Annotated in this window: 16 protein-coding genes and 1 other annotated feature; of the genes, 13 read left to right on the top strand and 3 right to left on the bottom strand. The window is 50.4% G+C overall.

Translation table 11 applies throughout. The features are described from left to right. Nucleotides 1-219: 219 nt before the first annotated feature. A complete protein-coding gene (locus tag C8J48_RS10710; RefSeq protein ID WP_107726653.1) occupies nt 220-1,344 on the bottom strand; it encodes a S8 family peptidase in 1,125 nt (374 codons plus the stop codon). A 416-nt stretch (nt 1,345-1,760) separates the two neighbouring features. On the opposite strand from C8J48_RS10710, the gene C8J48_RS10705 reads away from it, so the two are divergent. After that, nucleotides 1,761-3,482 carry a serine hydrolase domain-containing protein gene (locus tag C8J48_RS10705; protein ID WP_107726651.1) on the top strand — a complete coding sequence of 574 codons (1,722 nt, stop codon included), beginning with the start codon at nt 1,761-1,763 and terminating at the stop codon, nt 3,480-3,482. A 243-nt stretch (nt 3,483-3,725) separates the two neighbouring features. Here the strand turns inward: C8J48_RS10705 and C8J48_RS10700 are convergent, their stop codons facing one another. Next, nucleotides 3,726-4,886: an ROK family transcriptional regulator gene (locus tag C8J48_RS10700; RefSeq protein ID WP_107726649.1), complete on the bottom strand. Its 1,161-nt coding sequence runs from the start codon at nt 4,884-4,886 to the stop codon at nt 3,726-3,728. Nucleotides 4,887-5,013: 127 nt separating this feature from the next. Here C8J48_RS10700 and C8J48_RS10695 point away from each other — a divergent pair, with 127 nt between their 5' ends. From C8J48_RS10695 to rsfS, 11 genes are all read left to right on the top strand, one after another. Then, nucleotides 5,014-6,024, top strand: a complete 1,011-nt coding sequence (locus C8J48_RS10695; RefSeq protein ID WP_170105378.1) for a TRAP transporter substrate-binding protein — start codon at nt 5,014-5,016, stop codon at nt 6,022-6,024. Continuing rightward, entirely contained in the window at nt 6,021-6,494 is a 474-nt protein-coding gene (locus C8J48_RS10690) for a TRAP transporter small permease (RefSeq protein ID WP_107726645.1), read from the top strand. The genes C8J48_RS10695 and C8J48_RS10690 overlap by 4 nt, the downstream gene beginning before the upstream one ends. An 18-nt stretch (nt 6,495-6,512) precedes the next feature. Further along, the gene (locus C8J48_RS10685; protein ID WP_107726643.1) at nt 6,513-7,817 is read left to right on the top strand and encodes a TRAP transporter large permease; all 1,305 of its coding nucleotides are present in this window, start codon (nt 6,513-6,515) and stop codon (nt 7,815-7,817) included. A 15-nt stretch (nt 7,818-7,832) separates the two neighbouring features. Beyond that, on the top strand, nt 7,833-10,232 hold the full coding sequence (locus C8J48_RS10680) for a glycoside hydrolase family 31 protein (protein ID WP_107726640.1): 2,400 nt from the start codon (nt 7,833-7,835) through the stop codon (nt 10,230-10,232). A 3-nt stretch (nt 10,233-10,235) separates the two neighbouring features. Next, nucleotides 10,236-11,657 carry a glucuronate isomerase gene (uxaC, locus tag C8J48_RS10675; RefSeq protein ID WP_107726638.1) on the top strand — a complete coding sequence of 474 codons (1,422 nt, stop codon included), beginning with the start codon at nt 10,236-10,238 and terminating at the stop codon, nt 11,655-11,657. 294 nt (nt 11,658-11,951) lie between these two features. Continuing rightward, nucleotides 11,952-12,473 carry a YqeG family HAD IIIA-type phosphatase gene (locus C8J48_RS10670; RefSeq protein WP_245891126.1) on the top strand — a complete coding sequence of 174 codons (522 nt, stop codon included), beginning with the start codon at nt 11,952-11,954 and terminating at the stop codon, nt 12,471-12,473. Further along, nucleotides 12,470-13,585, top strand: a complete 1,116-nt coding sequence (gene yqeH, locus C8J48_RS10665) for a ribosome biogenesis GTPase YqeH (protein ID WP_245891125.1) — start codon at nt 12,470-12,472, stop codon at nt 13,583-13,585. The genes C8J48_RS10670 and yqeH overlap by 4 nt, the downstream gene beginning before the upstream one ends. A 98-nt stretch (nt 13,586-13,683) precedes the next feature. Further along, nucleotides 13,684-14,559, top strand: a complete 876-nt coding sequence (gene aroE, locus C8J48_RS10660) for a shikimate dehydrogenase (RefSeq protein ID WP_107726634.1) — start codon at nt 13,684-13,686, stop codon at nt 14,557-14,559. 12 nt (nt 14,560-14,571) lie between these two features. Beyond that, a complete protein-coding gene (locus C8J48_RS10655) occupies nt 14,572-15,162 on the top strand; it encodes a nicotinate-nucleotide adenylyltransferase (RefSeq protein ID WP_107726632.1) in 591 nt (196 codons plus the stop codon). Continuing rightward, nucleotides 15,149-15,742 carry a bis(5'-nucleosyl)-tetraphosphatase (symmetrical) YqeK gene (yqeK, locus tag C8J48_RS10650; protein WP_107726630.1) on the top strand — a complete coding sequence of 198 codons (594 nt, stop codon included), beginning with the start codon at nt 15,149-15,151 and terminating at the stop codon, nt 15,740-15,742. Before C8J48_RS10655 ends, yqeK begins: the two co-directional genes overlap by 14 nt. Then, nucleotides 15,733-16,080, top strand: a complete 348-nt coding sequence (gene rsfS / locus C8J48_RS10645; RefSeq protein WP_107726627.1) for a ribosome silencing factor — start codon at nt 15,733-15,735, stop codon at nt 16,078-16,080. Before yqeK ends, rsfS begins: the two co-directional genes overlap by 10 nt. Nucleotides 16,081-16,148: 68 nt before the next feature. Here rsfS and C8J48_RS19200 read toward each other — a convergent pair whose 3' ends face one another. After that, entirely contained in the window at nt 16,149-16,283 is a 135-nt protein-coding gene (locus C8J48_RS19200) for a hypothetical protein (protein ID WP_281261201.1), read from the bottom strand. 108 nt (nt 16,284-16,391) lie between these two features. Beyond that, nucleotides 16,392-16,626, top strand: a binding site (T-box leader). Nucleotides 16,627-16,750: 124 nt separating this feature from the next. Here C8J48_RS19200 and leuS point away from each other — a divergent pair. After that, the gene (gene leuS / locus C8J48_RS10635) at nt 16,751-19,207 is read left to right on the top strand and encodes a leucine--tRNA ligase (protein WP_107726624.1); all 2,457 of its coding nucleotides are present in this window, start codon (nt 16,751-16,753) and stop codon (nt 19,205-19,207) included. Nucleotides 19,208-19,277 lie beyond the last annotated feature (70 nt).

The raw sequence follows: 19,277 nt of genomic DNA, 5'->3' as shown, positions 1-19,277 counted from the left end.
GCGGTGGCACTGGGAGAAAAGGCGGACTGTTCCACTTCGGCAAAGAAGTTTTTCGGGTTGCAATTTAGGGTCATCCGTCCCACTGGGAAGAGCGGATAACATCCTCCAGCCAAACTTTTTGAGAAATCGTCGGGACCGATCAAAAAGATGGAGTTGCTTTATCTGTATTAAAAAACCGGCTGGATCAGAATCCAGCCGGTTTTTCATTGCAAGGGTTGGTTACCGTGCGGCGTTAACCGCTGCAGCGGCATCGACCAAACCGTTGCCGTATTGATTTTGGGCACCCAAGGGAACAGCTGTCGTGTTTAAGATATTGCGAATTTGTACATTGGACAAAGAGGGGTTGGCACTTTTGACCAAGGCGGCTACACCAGCGACATGCGGAGAGGCCATCGAGGTTCCGCTGTAGCTGGAAGAGTAACGGCTTCCTGGAATGGTGCTGTTTACATTGACACCCGGTGCGGACAATTCAACAGACGGGCCTGTGCTGGAGAAGCTGGCGCGCTGGTTGCTGGAATTGACTGCTGCAACGGCAATCGCTTCCGGATATTTGGCAGGGTAGCCGACGGTATCTGTACCTGAACCGGAGTTCCCGGCTGCCGCTACCACAACAACCCCACTGTTGTAGGCACGCTCCACGGCACTTTGCAGGACTGCGGAGCTAGCGGATCCACCCAAGCTCATATTGATGATATCCATCCCGTTATTGATTGCCCATTCAATCCCTTGGGCAATGCCGCTATAAGAGCCGGAACCGGAATCGTCCAGCACCTTGACGGCGTACAGTTCAGCATCGGGAGCAACACCAATCACACCGATGGTATTATCCACAGCAGCAATCGTTCCGGCTACATGGGTGCCGTGTCCGTTGCGATCGATGTAATCGCCACCGACAAAAGAAGCACCACCGCGTACGTTTAAGTCTTCGTGGTTGTAGTCAATACCGGTATCCAAAACAGCCACTTTAACACCTTGTCCCCGAACACCCGCCGCTTGGGCTTGGTCCGCTTTTACCTGGGGAATCCCATACGGTACGGTCTGAAGAGCGTGGGCGGTATGATTTTTTTCCACCGCTTCAACAGAGGGATCATTTTTTAGCTTGGCAACTTCTTTTGCCGTCAGTTCGGCTTCCACTGCAGCAATATGTTTAAATTGATGCTCAACCTCTCCGCCTGCTTTTTCAACAGTGGCAACGCCATCACTTAACGTTCCCACCTCGTTTTCCTTAAACAGAATGAGATAGCTGTCACTGCTGTTGCTTTCAGGTGCGGCCATCGCCGGTAGAGCCAGTGCAAACATCAGCACAAAGCTGAGAAAAAGATTAAAAGCTGTCTTTTTGTACATTCCTCTGCCCCCTAACGGAATTTTTCTAAGTGCTTTATTATTTGAATTCTACTTCTATTTTCGATACTCCTGCCGAAATAAAAAATTATTTTACGTCGAATAAAATAAGTCTGCATATTTATGGGAGGGAATGGAGTGGTAATGGGTTAAAATACCTACATATAAAATGAATGGTCAGGTTTTGAGCGTTGTATGGTTTTAAAAAGAATATTTATTCCATTAATAAAACAAAGTGAAAATAAACCAGATTGTTGGATAACATAAAAAAGTATAAGTTACACCCGTGGTCCCTTTGTTCTCAGCTATAAAGTAACGAATGGGGCACGCACTTTTATCATTTCTTTTCTTGTAATTGTATTAAAAGAGAATGCAAATTCTGATAATATTAAAAGAGAGTCAAGCAAGGGAGGGATTTGATGCGATTTAATACGATGTGGAAGTCGATCGGCATACTGTTTTTAGCGATTGTACTGATGTTGCCGAATTCCGCTTGGGCGCAAGATTCAACAACGACGATTGAACTGCGGGAGACAAAGGAGACACCGACAGCCTCGGGGTTACTACATGTTGATCAGGGGAGGATGTCCTGGGGGCAGCCGGGTCGAATTAGCCCTATACTTCATCCGGGAACGCCGGAATCGGCGGGAATGAAACGGGAACCGATCCAAGCGATCGACCCCTATATGGAAGAAGTGGTCCAAAGCGGTCAGTCACCGGGAGCAGTGGTATTGGTGGCACGTCGGGGACATGTGGTAAAGATTGACTCATATGGCGATGCCCTTCGTTACCGTGATGACACAGGTACACCGGTGGATGATCCGATTCCGATGAGAACGAATACCATCTTTGACGTTGCCTCCATCAGTAAGATTTTTACGACAGTGGCGGTGATGAAGCTATTTGAAGAGGGAAAGTTTGATCTCGATGATCCCGTCGCCAAACATCTCCCGGAATTTGCGCAAAACGGGAAGGAAAAAGTGACAATCCGCCAGTTGATGACCCATACATCCGGTTATGCTGCCAGCATTCCCTTACACCGGCAGGGGACTGATCGGGAAGATCGCATTCAGATTGTGCTGACTCATCCACTCTTACATGAGCCGGGAACCACTTATATATACAGCGATCTCAACATGATTGCCCTGGGTGCGCTGGTGGAGCGCTTATCCGGTCAACGGTTGGACGTTTTTGTGCGGGAACGGATTACGGAGCCGCTGGGGATGAAGGATACGATGTACAATCCACCCGCATCTTTAAAGCCGCGCATCGCTGCGACAGAGTATCAACGGGATGTGGACCGGGGTATGGTCTGGGGTGAGGTGCACGATGAAAAGGCTTGGTCCCTGGATGGGGTAGCCGGTCACGCCGGTGTGTTCTCCAGTGCTTATGACTTGGCTATTTTTGCTCATACGCTGTTGCAAAAAGGGAAATACGGCAATGTTCGCATTTTAGAAGAAGAAACGGTAGAACAGATGGAGGAGAATCAGAACGAAGCTTTCCCCGGCGATGAACACGGCCTTGGGTGGGAATTGGCGCAAGGCTGGTTTATGGATGCCCTCGCCGATATTCGGACGATGGGACATACCGGCTTTACCGGTACTTCCCTGGTGCTTAATCGCGATCAGGCAACGATTGCGATCACCTTGACAAACCGCGTCCATCCGACGCGCAATACACCGACTATCAACCCGATTCGGCGCCAGGTGGCCCGCTACGCTGCTGATGCGATCCCGGTACAGATGCCGACAACAGGAGCCGCTTGGTTTGCCGGTTACGGCGATAATCTGGACCGCACCCTTGAGGCGGGGTACCTCCCACAGGCTGAGGCTGCTCGCACACTTACCTTTGATACGTGGCACCGCCTTGAACCCGTCGTTGATTATGGCGTGGTGGAAGGATCCAGTGACGGTCGTGAATGGGTTTCGCTTACCCGCACCTTTACCGGCTACCGGGACTGGCAGCGTGTTCGTGTGGAGATCCCGGTCGATATCCGTTATCTCCGCTTCCGCTACCATACCGACGATACCGTCAATGGTCGCGGATGGTATGTCAAGGAGCCCGTTCTGCGTGACAATGAGGGCAGAACAATCAAACTGAAGTGGAAGAGTGAAGACGGGTGGGAGCAGCGGGAGTGGTAGGTTGTGACGTTTCATAGATAAAGTGAAGTTGCGATTGGATCGTAATGAGGTGGCGGGCCAAACCATCCCTGTATGTAAATGTGATCGTTCTGCAATGGTTGGACTGAGATGCGAAAAGCAAACTTCTCCAGGTTTGAGTAAAGCAAAGAGCTTGATTCAACCGTAGGTTTACAGGATAGGCTTCGGTAGTCTTCGAGTAACTGAGGATTACCGAAGGACTTTTCCCTTTCGACAGAAAAGCGATTAAGAAGCTGGGTCGTTTTTCATAAAATCTAGCCGTTCCACCCCAAGAAACTGACGGATTGCCAAAGCCGCTCCTCCTAAAGCACAGGCATTTTTTCCAAGGGTAGATGTGGCGAGTACACGGCAATGGGTCATCCGGGATTGAAGACGGGTTTTGATTTGTGTTACAAACTCGGGAAATACCCGTGCTAAGGAGCTGTTTAAGATGAGAATTTCAGGGTTGAAGATATTGATGACATTGTTTAAACCGACGACCCAATACATCAAAAGTTGATTCATCTCCTGTTCAATCGGGGCCCCTCGGTTAATTCCGCGTTTCACTTCTTCCCATGTAAGAGAATCCACACCTAAGGTATCCGCTAAAAACAGCAAAGCATGTTGGTCCGAGGCATAACGCTCCCAACATCCGTGATTGCCACAAGGACAAGGTTTTCCTTGAGGAACGACGATCATATGTCCAACCTCCCCGGCAAAACCGTCCATCCCGCGATAGATTTGATCATTGATGATCATTCCTAAACCGATGCCGGAATAAGCACTAATACTGATCAAGTTATGGACGGGGTAGCAATATACCCGCTCTGCATAAGCGCTTAGATTGGCATTGTTGTCCACAAAGACGGGAACCTGGTGTTTTTGTTGGAGGCGTTGTTTTACATCTGCGATGGTCCATTCCAAGCGAGGGATAAAAATTACTTGTTCATCGTGATCAACGATTCCATGTATCCCTAAGCCGATTCCAACCAATGGTCCAATGGAGCCGGATGAAAAAGCATGGATGGTTTGATGCAACTCTTCTATGATAGTTTCAGGTTTTCGATCGGAGAATTGAACGGTTTTTTGTTGTAATCTCTTTCCGGACAGATCAGTGAGGAGAAGATTGGCATGATCACTGTCTAGGTCAATGCCAAGAGCGCACCCGGCATTTTTATTTAAAGTTAGGGGAATCGGTTTCCGGCCGACAAACGAGTGGGAGGGAGTACCCGATTCTAGTAGTAGCCCTTCCTCTAACAACGTTGAGATTTGAGAAGTGATCGTCGCTTTGTTCAATCCCGTTATTTTAGCCAATTCGGCACGGGAAAGTCCTGGAGAAGCAACGATATGCTCCAAGATAATCCGTCGATTTAAATTTTTTAGATAGGTGGCATCACCGGTTATCATCTATATTCCTCCTCTACAGCAAGTGTAGCAGAACAGAGAAAAGAAAAAACTATTGATTTGTTGACTCAACAAATCAATTATACGTTATAATGAAAGGGCTTACAAATTCTCGGTGAGGGGGATGATTATGCGAAGGCTTGGTTTCCTCGCTCTGATCACGATGTTAATCATCAGCGGTTGTGGCGCACAAGGCGTTGCTACTTCAACGACAAAAAAGACAATCACAATCGCTCACAATTTGAACGATCAGCATCCCGTGCATAAGGGTTTAGAGCGTTTTTCTGAAGAGGTGGAAAAACGGACGAACGGTTCACTCTCGGTTAAAATTTACGCCAATGGCGTGCTGGGTTCTGAAAGGGATGCATTGGAACAGTTGAAACGAGGCGGCATCGATATGACCAAAGTGAGTGCTGGTCAGTTGGAAAGCTTCTCCCCCTCGTATCGGGTGTTTAGCCTTCCCTATCTTTTTGAAAATCAAGAACATTTTTACCGCGCTATGCAGCTTCCAGAAATCCAGCAACTGTATCAGTCCACTGAAGACCAAGGGTATATCGCTTTAACGTTTTACGATGCCGGAGCTCGTAGTTTTTACTCCAATCGACCGATTCAGACTCCTGATGATTTAAAGGGAATGAAAATTCGGATTCAAGAAAGCTTGGCTGCAGCGGAGCTGATTAAACAGTTGGGGGCTTCCCCTACTCCAATGGCTTTTGGCGAGACTTATACTGGGTTGCAACAAGGGGTGATCGACGGTGCTGAAAATAATGAAACCGCTCTCACTTCAAGCAAGCATGGTGAGGTATCCAAAATATTTGCAGTGACGGAACATACACGAATTCCCGATATGCTCCTTATCTCGACAAAGACTTGGAATGAGTTATCCGATGATCAAAAAGAGGCTGTCAGTCAAGCTGCCAAGATTTCCACCGAATATCAGAAAGAGCTTTGGCAAGAGGCGATCCAACTGTCGATTCAAGAAGCGGAAAAGTCGATGGACGTTCGTTTTATCAATGTAGATAAAGAGCCCTTTCGACAAAAACTGGAGCCAATGGTGGAGAGGTATCGCCAAAGTGATCCCCTCGCAAGGGATGTGATTGATGCTGTGGAGAACTTAAAAGGGGAGGAGAATTCCGAATGATGCAAATAAGGAGATGGTTGGATCGGGGCTTATTGGGGATTACATCCACGTTAATGGTATTGATGGTATTGGGTGTAGTCTGGCAGGTATTTAGTCGGTATGTTTTAAACGCTCCCAGCACGTTTATGGAAGAATTGATGCGTATTTGCCTGATTTGGATCGCCATGTTAGGGGCTGGCTATGCATTCGGTACCAACCAACATCTTTCCTTTTCCTTTTTTCAAGAGAAGATGACCGATAAAAATCGAAAACGCTTACAGCTCATTAATATGGTGCTCATCGTTGGATTTGCCCTGGTGGTATTGATAAAAGGCGGCATTGATTTGTTCTTTGTAACCTTGGATGAAACGACGGCGATCTTGTTATTGCCGCGAGGAGTGGTCAATGTCGCGTTACCGATTTCCGGTCTGATCATCTTGGTGTATCAAGTGTTTCATGTGGTTGATTTATATCGTTCGTCATCCCAGTAGTGATAAGGGGGTATCCACGTGGATGTAACCATCGTAGCGGGATTGATTTTGCTCATCAGTTTTGTGGTGCTCTTGGTGATTGGTGTTCCCATCTCTGTCAGTATTGGGATTGCGGCGACCTTGTCAGCGTTTGTCTTGGTGCCTTGGGATATTGCGGTTTTTACAGCTGCGCAAAAATTGACCAGCGGTATTGACAGCTTTGCGCTACTGGCGATTCCGTTTTTTATATTGGCTGGGAGCATTATGAATAACGGTGGAATCGCCCTGCGGCTGATTAACCTGGCTAAGTTGATCAGTGGCCGTCTACCGGGTTCCCTGGCCCAAACAACTGTTGTGGGAAACCTATTTTTCGGATCGGTATCCGGTTCGGGGGTAGCAGCGGCAGCGACGATCGGGGGCATCATGCATCCACTGCAAAAGAAAGAAGGATATGATCCTGCCCTTTCCGCTACCGTCAATATTGCCTCTTCCCCAACAGGACTGTTAATTCCCCCGAGCAATGCATTTATCGTGTATGCCCTGGTGAGTGGAAGTGCCAGTATTTCCGCGTTGTTTATGGCAGGAGTAATTCCCGGCATACTCATGGGGCTGACCGTTATGATCGTGACTCACTTTTTGTTTCACCGGCAAAACCTTCCTAGTCATGAGCGTCTTTCTTGGACTCAAGTCGGTAAAATCCTAATTCAGTCTATTCCCAGTCTGTTGCTGATCGTGGTTGTGATCGGAGGGATCTCCTTTGGCGTTTTCACCGCAACGGAAGGAGCGGCGGTTGCTGTTTTATACTCGTTGATCCTTTCCCTGATCTATCGTTCGATCCATTGGGAGCACATTCCAAAAATCTTGAAGGAGACGGTGGTTCTCAGTAGCATTGTGTTGTTTCTGATCGGAGCTTCTTCCATCCTATCATGGGTGATGGCGTTTACCGGCCTTCCCAGCTTGATCAGTGAGGGGATGCTGGGAATGACGGATAACCCGTTTATCATTTTACTCATCATGATTATGATCTTGTTACTGGTGGGAACCGTGTTGGATATGACACCCGCCATTCTGATATTTACCCCGATGTTTTTGCCGATTGCCAACGGACTGGGGGTGGATCCGGTCCATTTTGGAATTATTCTCGTTTTTGCCCTCTGTATCGGCATTATGACACCACCTGTGGGCAGTTGCTTATTTGTCGGATGCAGTGTTGCCAACGTGCGGATTGAACAAGTGTTTCGTCCATTGTCCCGGATGGTGGTAGCACTTGTAATTACCCTGTTGTTGGTGGCATATATCCCTGAAATCAGTTTGACCTTGCCACGTTGGTTTGGCTTTTTATAAGGAGGAAGCTCATTGATGCAGGAATCTCTCTTTTCACCGTATGAGATAAAACCATATGGCCTTCATTTTCAGCAGGAGGATGGACCGGCTGTTGTGCGGTTGTTTGTGCTGGAGGAGAATCTATTTCGCGTGCTGATCACGGAGGGAGAACACCTCCAAGAGCCAAAAACATGGACAGTGGCACCTGGATTGGAAGATATCCCTTATGAAGGGCGGGATCGGCTAGACCTTTCTCCGTTTTCGTTACCTGACTTTCGCTATTGGCGGGAGAAAGTTACAGTGACGGTGGAAACGGACCAACTCCGAGCCGTCGTCAACCTGAAAGGGTTTCGCATCACTTGGTTTGAAAACCACCGCGGTCGTTGGACTCCAATCGCCTGTGATCGTCAAACCCAAAGCTACAATTGGAACCGTTCCCTGGGAAGCGGTCTCTTTCATTATCTGGAGCGGGACCGTAAGGATCATTATTACGGTCTGGGGAAAAAGACGGGAAAGTTAAATCGGCATGGTCGCCGTTATCGCATGAACAACTTGGATGCGATGGGTTATGATGCGGAAACGACCGATCCACTTTATAAACACATCCCCTTCTATATTACATACCATCCTGAAAAACAGATGGCTTACGGCCTTTTTTACGATAATCTATCCCCTTCCGTTTTTGACATGGGTGCAGAATTGGACAACTATCACGGGTTTTATCGCTACTTTCAGGCGGAGGCTGGTGATTTGGATTATTATTTCATCGGCGGTCCACGTGTACGGGATGTGGTAAAGCGGTATACGTGGCTGACGGGCAAGACAGCGTTTCCTCCACGGTGGAGTCTGGGTTATTCCGGCTCAACGATGCATTACACAGATGCCCCCGATGCTCAGGAGCAGTTGCAACAATTTATCCAGGACTGCAAAACACACCAGATTCCCTGTAGTTCCTTTCAACTCTCCTCCGGTTATACCAGTATCGATGCCAAACGGTATGTCTTTCACTGGAATCGGGATAAGATTCCAGAGCCCGAGAAATTGGTACAGACATTTGCAGAAAATGGGATGAAGCTTTGTGCCAACATTAAACCTTGTCTCTTACAGGATCATCCTCGATTTCAGGAACTAAAAGAGAAGGGCTTGTTGGTTCAAAACCGCTGGAGAGAAAAGCCGGAGATCGTTCAGTTCTGGGATGACACGGGAGCCTACCTTGACTTTACTCACCCGGAAACCATTCGCTGGTGGAAAGATCAGATCCAGGAGCAACTGTTGCAGGTGGGCATCGCGTCTACCTGGAACGACAACAATGAATACGAAATATGGGATTCTGAGGCACAGGTCCACGGTTTTGGGAGCCCCCGTTCCATTCAAGGACTCCGTCCTGTGATGCCGTTGCTGATGACCCAAGCTTCGTATCACAGCCAAAGGGAAAACGCTCCCACCGAGCGCCCCTATCTCATCACCCGTTCCGGCTGCTCTGGAATGCAACGTTATGCTCAGACCTGGACCGGGGACAATTACACAAGCTGGAAGACGTTGAAATTTAACATTCCGATGGGGATCGGGCTAAGCCTCTCAGGCATCTACAATTTCGGCCATGATATCGGTGGTTTTTCAGGGCCCGCCCCGGAGCCGGAACTGCTGATCCGCTGGGTGCAAAATGGGGCGTTGCTCCCTCGTTTCACCATCCATTCCTGGAATGACGACGGGACGGTAAACGAGCCGTGGATGTATCCAGAGGCGACAACACTCATAAGGCAATCGCTTCAACTCCGGTACCGGTTTCTCCCGTATCTCTATCACCTTTTTTACCAAGCCCACGCATACGATCAGCCGATTGTGCGTCCCGCTTTTTACGACTATGGTCACGATCCGCACAGTTTTAAGGAATCCGATGACTTTTTCGTAGGTTCTCTGCTACTGGTGGCTTCTGTAGTGGAGAAAGGCGCTCGGGAGCGAAAGGTATATTTGCCTCGGCACTCCGCCGGTTGGTTTGATTATCACACGGGGCAGTGGTACGAAGGGGGGCAGAAGATTCACCTGGACGCACCGTTGGACCGACTCCCGCTCCTTTTCCGTGGGAATTCGATCATCCCGGTGACGACAGGGAAGGGAAATGCCGACAATGAGGAACAAAGAGGGCTATTGCTGTATCCGTCCCCTGAAGGAGGAGAGGCTGAGCTTCGCTTGTTGGAGGATGATGGCATTTCATATGGATATCAAACGGGCGATTGCGCATGGTTGACGGTTCATCTGGAGGCGACGAGGGAGGAGATCCGGGTTACCTTAGGGAGCGAGGGAAAGAAACCCCTGCCGTATCAAGCGATCCAACTTCTCTTACCGCCAGGGGAAAATCGACGGGTACGAGTGGGGGATAAGAGTTGGCATCCGCTTGATCACAACGGCAAGATCAATGTAAAGGTAGGAGGGTGATCGATGGAATTTTTGGATAAGAATTATCTGCTGTCCACTGAAACGGCGCAGGAACTCTATCATCGATACGCAAAGGACTTGCCCATCATCGACTATCACTGTCATCTGGACCCCAAGGAAATCTGGGAGGACCGTTCCTTTTTCAATCTGACCGACATCTGGCTGGGAGGAGACCATTATAAATGGCGGGTGATGAGGGCCAACGGCGTCCCGGAGCGTCTTATCACCGGAGATGCTGACGATCGGGAAAAATTTCGAGCATGGGCGCGCACGGTCCCCTATCTGATCGGCAATCCGCTGTATGTATGGACACACCTGGAGCTAAAGCGTTATTTTGGGATTGATCAACTGCTAAATGAGGAGACGGCTGACGGAATCTGGGAAGAGGCCAATCGGCTGTTGGCTACGCCCGAGTTTACGGCCCGTTCCTTTCTGCAGCGCTTCAAGGTGGAGATGGTGGGGACGACGGATGATCCCACGGATTCCTTGGCGTATCATCGGAAATTGCGGGAGTCTGAAGCGGTGGAGACCTGGGTGCTTCCCACCTATCGCCCTGACAAAGGTTTAAAGATCCGGATGCCCGGATTTCAAGAATGGGTGCGGAAATTGGAGGAAGCTACGGGTGAGACGGCTCAAACTTATGACGATTTCCTGCACTTACTGGAGGACCGCGCTCGCTTTTTCCATCAAGAAGGATGCCGTCTGTCCGATCACGGATTGGATCGGCTTCCCTGGGCGGAATCGACCATGGAGGAAGTGGCTGTGATCTATCAAAAAGCTCTTTCCGGCGAGATGGTCACCGCGGAGGAAGAAGAGAAGTTTCAGACGCGGACGCTGTTCTTTTTAGGGCAATTGTACGCATCCCTCGGATGGACGATGCAGCTGCACCTTGGAGCCCTGCGCAACGCTAACACTCAGGGCTTTCAGCGGTTGGGTCCGGACACGGGATACGACTCCATGGACGATCTGCGATTGGCCCGTCCGCTGGCGACGTTTCTCAATCGCTTGGAGCAAAACGGCACGCTACCCAAAACGATTCTTTATTCCTTGAATCCCAAGGATTATCCCGTCTTGGCTTCTATGGCTGGCAACTATCAGAGTGAGGAAGTTCCCGGTAAAATCCAATTTGGTTCCGCTTGGTGGTTTAACGACCACACCGAGGGGATAAGACGGCAGATGACCGACTTAGCGACGATGGGAGTGTTGCGCCGATTTGTGGGGATGCTGACGGATTCCCGCAGTTTTCTCTCCTATCCCCGTCATGAATATTTCCGCCGCATTTTGTGTGACTTGATCGGTGGCTGGGTGGAGAGGGGTGAAGCCCCCAGTGACCTGGAGTTGCTCGGATCTATGGTGCGGGAGATCTCCTACTTTAACGCAAAGGGTTATTTCGCTTTTGAGCGAGTGGCTCAGGTAAGCGAGTAGGTAGATAGGAAACCACTCACTGTCTCGCTGAATTGCACCCCTTAAGGTGACACGGGAAAAATCTCCTGTGAACGGATCTACTTTTAAGGGGTGTTTTTCATGGCCTGCTACTGATCCTCGATGAGGATTTTGCGGGCAGTGAAATGGAGATAACAATAAAATGCGATGAGGACGGCTTTTTTCTAGGAGGTGGGAGAACCGTCTTTTTTCCAATGTAAAGGACGGTTTCTTTTGCTTCGTCCTTCCACGATGTGGTATAGTAAGTGCCGATCAAACAAGCGGCGAGGTGGGGCTGTGTTTAAGCGGATTATTCCTGACGAATTTGTGGAATCCATTTATGAAATTGATTATAACGCACTTCAGCGCAATGGCATTAAAACGATTATAGTCGATTTGGACAATACGTTGGTGGAATCTGACCGCCTTGACGCAACGCCGGAATTGATTAGTTGGTTGGATCAACTACGAGGCATGGGCTTTAAGGTGATGATTGTCTCCAACAATACCCGGACACGGGTGTCGCGATTTGCCACTCCGTTGCGCGTACCGTGGATTCATTCGGCCAGAAAACCGTTGTCGTTGGCATTTAAGCAGGCATTAAATCGTTTGGAGACCTCTCCGCAGGAAACGGTGATGGTGGGAGATCAACTGTTTACCGATATCCTGGGAGGGAACCGGTTGGGGTTGCATACGATTTTGGTGGCACCGGTTTCAAAGGTGGAAGGGGTTTTTACCAAGGTGAACCGCTTAATGGAACGAGTCGTTTTCCGCTGGATGAAACAGCGGGGTATGTTGGGATGGGAGGAGAAGAAGTGAGCGAATGGCAACAGGAAAAAGCACAATGCGAGGGTTGTGGCGTTTCTCTACAGACAGAGGACCCAAAGGGTAGCGGCTATGTTCCTCCTTCTGCGCTAACGCGGGAACGCATCATCTGCCAGCGCTGTTTTCGGATTCGCCATTACAATGATGTTGCACCGGTAGAGCATCATGCTGACGCTTATATGAATCGGTTGACTGAAATCGGCGGGAAAAAAGCGCTAGTGGTGCAGGTGGTGGATCTGTTTGACTTTGCTGGCAGTTGGATTCCAGGTATCCAACGCCATACAGGGGGAAACCCGATCCTGATCTTAGCCAACAAAGTGGATCTGTTTCCCCGTTCGATCAAACGCCAAAAATTGAAGGAGTGGGTATACCGCGTAGCCAAGGAGCTGGGGGTAAAACCGGTCGATGTCGTCTTGATCAGTGCTGAAAAAGGGGAGCGCATCCCGGAGGCGGCACAGGTGATTGAAGAGCGGCGGCGCGGTCAGGATGTGTATGTCGTCGGGACGGCCAATGCAGGCAAATCCACTTTTATCAATGCATTGCTACGGGAATATGGAGCAGAAGGGGAAGAGGCGGTGACTACTTCTCCCTACCCCGGCACCACTTTGGATGCGGTGCGCATTCCCATAGGAGAAGGTAAGCATATTGTGGACATGCCGGGGATTGTACGCCAGGATCGCATGAGCGAGTGGGTAGCGCCTGCGGAGTTGAAGGCGGTTACACCACAGAAGGAAATGAAACCGAAAGGATATCAGCTAAACGAGGGGCAAACGCTCTTTTTTGGGGGGCTGGTTCGATTCGATTTTCGGGAGGGATCGCGTCAACCCTTTGTCTGTTATGTGGCCAATTCGCTCTATATCCACCGCACCAAGCTGGAGAAAGCGGACGAGCTGTGGGAAAAGCAGCGTGGTGAGCTACTGGTGCCGCCGGCAGACCCGTCGCAGCTACCGCCATTGAAGCGGCATCGGTTTTCATTGTCGGGAAGGGAAAAAGAAGATGTGGTCATTCCCGGATTGGGATGGGTCTCCTGTGGAACGGCTCCGGCCCACCTGGATGTATGGGTACCGGAGGGGATATCGGTGCAAATTCGTCCCGCAGTTATTTAAAATGCAGGTTTCATTGATGATCATGATGATGGAAGGGATTTTTACTCAAAAATCCCTCCCCCTCCAACTGACATATGCAAATCAAGGGGGAGCGTAAGATGGAAATTACTAGTCAAGTGAGACCGGTCGGTTTATTGGGGCGACCGGTGGCTCACTCCAAGTCGCCACAAATGATGAACGCCGCCTTTCAGCACAGGAACCTCCCTTATGTGTATCTGGCCTTTGATGTGGAAAAGGAACGTATGGCTGATGCAGTCGTCGGTATGGCTTCCCTCGGTTTTCAAGGATTTAATGTGACCATTCCCTATAAGGTGGCGGTGATGGATTATCTGGATGAAGTGGAAGAGGCGGCACAAGCGATTGGAGCGGTGAACACCGTGGTGCGGCAGGAAAATCGCTGGGTTGGGACCAACACCGATGGAGAAGGTTATCTACGTTCGCTCTCGGATGAAACTGGATTTAACCCCCGTGGCGAAGCGGTTACCATCGTGGGTGCGGGCGGGGCGGCTCGCGCAGTGGGTTATGCTTTGGCTCGTGCGGGAGCCGCTTCCATCGCCATCGTCAACCGTACCCCGGCCAAAGCGGATGAATTGGCCCACCGTCTCTCCCGCTGGACAAAGGCGGAAGGGATAGCGCCTGCTCGCCTGGGAGAAGCGATTGCACGCTCCTCTTTGGTAGTGCAAACCACCTCGATCGGTATGCATCCTCATGTGGATGATACACCGATCAAGAAAGAACTCTTACATGCTGGCCTATTGGTTAGCGATCTGATTTATCACCCGCGGGAAACCCGGCTGTTGCGGGAGGCGAAAGAGGCGGGAATTTTGATTCACGAGGGATTGGGGATGTTGGTGCACCAAGCGGCACTGGCGTTTGAGCGTTGGACCGGCAGAGAGGCTCCGGTGGAATCGATGCGTCAGCGGTTGGAAGAATCGCTGGATACCGATGCGACCATTGGCAATTATAAAAAATAAGGGAGAAAGCATGTGAAGACGGGAATATTTGGAGGGACCTTTGATCCGATTCATATCGGACATCTGATGATAGCGGAACAAGCACGGGAAGCGGCGGGATTGGACGAAGTTTGGTTTGTTCCCGCTGCCCGGCCCCCTCATAAACCTACCCATATTCCTGCGACAGCGGAGCATCGCTTTCAAATGGTACAATTGGCTGTACAGGAGGTTACCGGTTTTTCCGTTTCCCGGATTGAGCTGGAGCGACCCGGCGTCTCCTACACGGTTGATACGGTTCAAACCCTGGTCAGCCGCTACCCAGACCGAGAATTTTTCTTTATTCTGGGGGGAGATATGGTGCTGGATTTGCCGCGATGGTATAAAATAAAAGAAATCCTGCACGCGGTAAAAATGATTGGGCTGGTTCGTCCTCATTACCACTTGGGGGATCACCTGCCGGAATGGATACAAAAACGATTGCTCCTGGTGCGGGAAGGCATACAGGTGGACCTTTCCTCCACTAATATCCGTGAACGCGTGCAAACAGGACGATCGATCCGTTTTCTGGTGCCGGAATCAGTCCGCCGTTATATTGAGGAGAATCATTTGTATGAATCGAGCTGATTGGGTAGAAGTGACGCAAGCACAGATGCCCCGCGCGCGTTGGGAGCACACCTTAAGGGTGGTTGAGACGGCCCGAGAATTAGCCGATCGGTTTGGAGCCGATATGGAAAAAACGGAAATCGCGGCGACCCTTCATGATTATTGCAAGTTTTGGCCGGTGGAGAAAATGGATCAAATCATCCGTGCCAAAGGGTTACCCGCCGATTTGTTGGCGCATAGCAAGGAGCTGTGGCACGCGTTTGTCGGGGCAGAGGTGGTTCGGGAGGAACTGGGGGTCGATGATGACGAAATATTAAATGCGATTCGTTATCATACATCCGGCCGTCCGCATATGTCTCAATTAGAACAAGTGATTTTTGTGGCTGACGCGATTGAACCGGGACGGCGTTATCCGGGGGTGGATGGAATCCGCAAACGAGCGCAGACCAATCTGGAAGAGGCGCTCTTACAATCCTTGGATAACACCATCCGCTTTTTGATCGAGCGACGGCAAAAGGTGTACCCCTTGACCCTCGCTGCCCGCAATGATCTCATCGATCGGATTGGATCGAAGCAAATTTTGAAGGAGGAATCTCTTTGAACCTAGTGGAACTGGCTCAACTGGCGGCCTCAGCCGCCGAGGAAAAAAAGGCCCAGCGCGTTACCATCCTGGATATTCGGGGTTTATCCGTTATCGCCGATTATTTTGTCATCTGTCATGGAAATTCTCAAACCCAGGTTAAGGCGATTGTGGATGCCGTTAGGAAAAAAATGCAGGAAGCCGATATTCCTGTTAAAGGAATTGAAGGGTTATCCGAATCTCGTTGGGTGCTGGTTGATCTCGGTGATGTGGTCGTTCATGTCTTCCACAAGGACGAGCGGGATTTCTACGACCTGGAGCGTCTATGGGGCGATGCCGCCCTCGTGGGTGTACAGTAAGCATCAGGTCTGTGGTTATATGAATGATAGAAGGGATTTTTGAAAGCGAAGTGCCTTTGCTGTGCTACTCAGCGGAAGTTGCCGAGGGCGGGAAAAAGCGGGCTACCTGTATGAGCGACAGCGAGTTTAGCCCGCTCCCAACCTCGGCAGCTGGAGCGGACATCACCCTCTTCTTTGCAAACAGCAAGAGCACGCAGACTCAAAAACCCTTCCCCGTTTGCTGAAACAAAAAATCAGTAAAAACCGTTGACACTGAACCAAGCTATTGCATATAATGTTGATTAAATAATTTCAAGCCAATGTGAATCACGTTCTCGGCTAGGATGGGGAGCAGTAATTTAGGAGAGGCCCGCTTAGAGAGTCGGTGTATGGTGCAAGCCGATCGGGATGACCAGATGAACTCGCCTCATCGCCTCAAAGGGGAACCAACCTAGTACCCTTTGACGATTGATCTTCGTTAATGGATCCAAAGCGGGCACGGCTTTCTCAGCTGGGCCAATCAGGGTGGTACCGCGGGAGATGTGAAACCAACCTCTCGTCCCTAGCAACTTGTGCTGGGGGCGGGAGGTTTTAATTATGAGCAAACGACAAAGAATGGGGGATAACGCCCTCACTCATATTTCCTCCCCATGTCAAAGGACAAGGGTTTTCATATGGAGGTAGTTGCGCGATGAAACGATATGAACCACAAATATTGGAGCCGCGATGGCAAAAACAATGGGAACAAACTGCTGCCCATCAAACGGAGGAGACTACGGAAAAACCGAAGTTTTACGCTTTGGAGATGTTTCCCTACCCTTCGGGAGAAGGGTTGCATATGGGCCATGTCCGAAACTATTCCATCGGTGACGTGGTGGCCCGCTTTAAACGGATGAACGGATATCGAGTCATCCACCCCATGGGAGCGGATGCCTTTGGCTTACCAGCGGAAAACGCCGCCATTCATCGCGGGGTCAACCCCCGGGAGTGGACGGAGTCCAATATGGAACGAATCCGAGAAGAGCAGGCGCGCTTAGGGATTTCCTATGACTGGGATCGCTATGTTGGAACCTGTCTGCCGGATTATTACCACTTTACGCAATGGCTGTTCCTTCTCTTTTATGAACGGGGGCTGGCCTACCGCAAAAAAGCGGCGGTCAACTGGTGTCCCGATTGTGCCACCGTCTTGGCCAATGAACAGGTGGAAGACGGCCAGTGTTGGCGTTGTGGCAGCGAAGTGGAAAAAAAGGAGCTAGAACAGTGGTTCCTGCGTATCACCGATTACGCGGATGCGTTGTTGGAGGGATTGGAACAGCTGCCGCAATGGCCGGAAAAAGTGAAGGCGATGCAGCGAAACTGGATCGGCCGCAGTCAAGGGGCAGCGATTACGTTTACCATCCCAGAGTTAAACGATGAACCGGTATCGGTCTTTACCACTCGTCCTGACACCTTATACGGGGTAACCTATCTGGTGTTGGCGCCGGAGCATCCACTGGTGTCAAAGCTGATTCAAGGCAAAGAAAGCGAAGGAGCGATCCAGGCGTTTACCGAAGCGATGGCAAAAGAATCGGAATTGTCCCGGACGGGTTCCGATGTAGAGAAAGTGGGCCACTTTACCGGCGCTTACGCCAAACATCCCTTAACGGGGGAATCGATCCCGATCTGGGTGGCCAATTATGTGTTGATGGATTATGGTACCGGTGCGGTGATGGGTGTTCCTGCCCACGATGAGCGCGATTTTATCTTTGCTCACAAATACGACCTCCCCATTCGACAGGTGATTCAATCGCAGGAAGGGGAAGAAGATGACGGGCAAGGAGCCTTTGTAGATGATGGTCTTTTGATTAACTCGGGTCCCTTCGATGGGATGGGCAATCGCGAGGCGATTCAAGCGATTGCTGCCCACCTGGAATCCCAGGAAAAAGGAGGCGCCACCGTCTCTTACCGGTTGCGGGATTGGTTATTCTCCCGCCAACGCTACTGGGGTTGTCCGATTCCGATTCTGTATTGTGACGATTGTGGTGTGGTGCCGGTACCGAAAGAAGATCTACCGGTACGGTTGCCGGAGGATGTGGTGTTTGACGGGAAGAGTAATCCCTTGACGACATCGGACAGCTTTGCCACTACCACCTGTCCATCTTGTGGGGGTAGTGCTCGCCGTGAAACGGATACCATGGACACGTTTATCGACTCGTCTTGGTACTTTCTGCGCTATGTCGACCCACACAATCAAACTGTTCCTTTTGCCAAGGAAAAGGCGGATCGTTGGATGCCGGTCGATTTTTATATCGGCGGCGTCGAGCATGCCGTCCTTCATCTGTTGTACTCCCGCTTTGTCACCAAAGTATTACACGATGCCGATATGTTGGAGGCGGAGGAACCCTTCCGGCACTATTTTCCCCAGGGGATGGTCTTAAAAGATGGCTCCAAGATGTCCAAATCAAAGGGGAATGTGGTTTCTCCACGGGAAATTATCGACCGCTACGGGGCAGATACCGCCCGTCTGTTTATCCTGTTCGCTGCTCCCCCGGATCGGGAGCTGGAATGGAGCGACTCTGGTGTAGAGGGAAGCTATCGCTTTTTGACACGGGTATGGCGGATGGTGCAGAATCATAATTCCTTGTTTGAAAACCAGCCCTTGCCACAACAATCGGATGCCGCCGCCAAGGAGCTGAACCGTCTAGTACATCAGACAGTGAAAAAAGCGACGGTGGACATGGATGAACGCTATCAGTTTAATACCGCCATCAGCGGCATTATGGAACTGGTCAACGGCATCTATGCATACCCTGAGGAGGCGGATCGAGGAACACTGGCGCAAGCGATTGAAACGGTGATCGTGTTACTGGCGCCCTTTGCCCCTCATATCAGCGCAGAGCTGTGGCAGGATATTGGGAAATCCGATAGTGTACACGACCAGCCCTGGCCTGCCTATGACGAAGCCGCGTTGGTTCTGGATGAAGTGGAAATCGCCGTCCAAATTAACGGCAAAGTACGCCACAAAGCGACCGTACCGACCGGTGCGGATCGAGAGGCGATTGAAGCCCAAGTGATGGCGGAAGAAAAAGTGCGTCAGCTGGTAGACGGTAAAACCGTGCGCAAGGTGATTGTCATCCCCGGCAAACTGGTGAATATCGTTGCAAAATAACGGATGATACCCGCGTCGACCCGATGGGTCGGCGTTTTTTATGGGGCTAAAAAGCCGATCCGACTAAGGA

This window comes from Desmospora activa DSM 45169 (assembly GCF_003046315.1).
In the GTDB taxonomy this organism is placed as follows: domain Bacteria; phylum Bacillota; class Bacilli; order Thermoactinomycetales; family DSM-45169; genus Desmospora; species Desmospora activa.
This window is presented reverse-complemented; position numbering and strand designations above follow the sequence as displayed.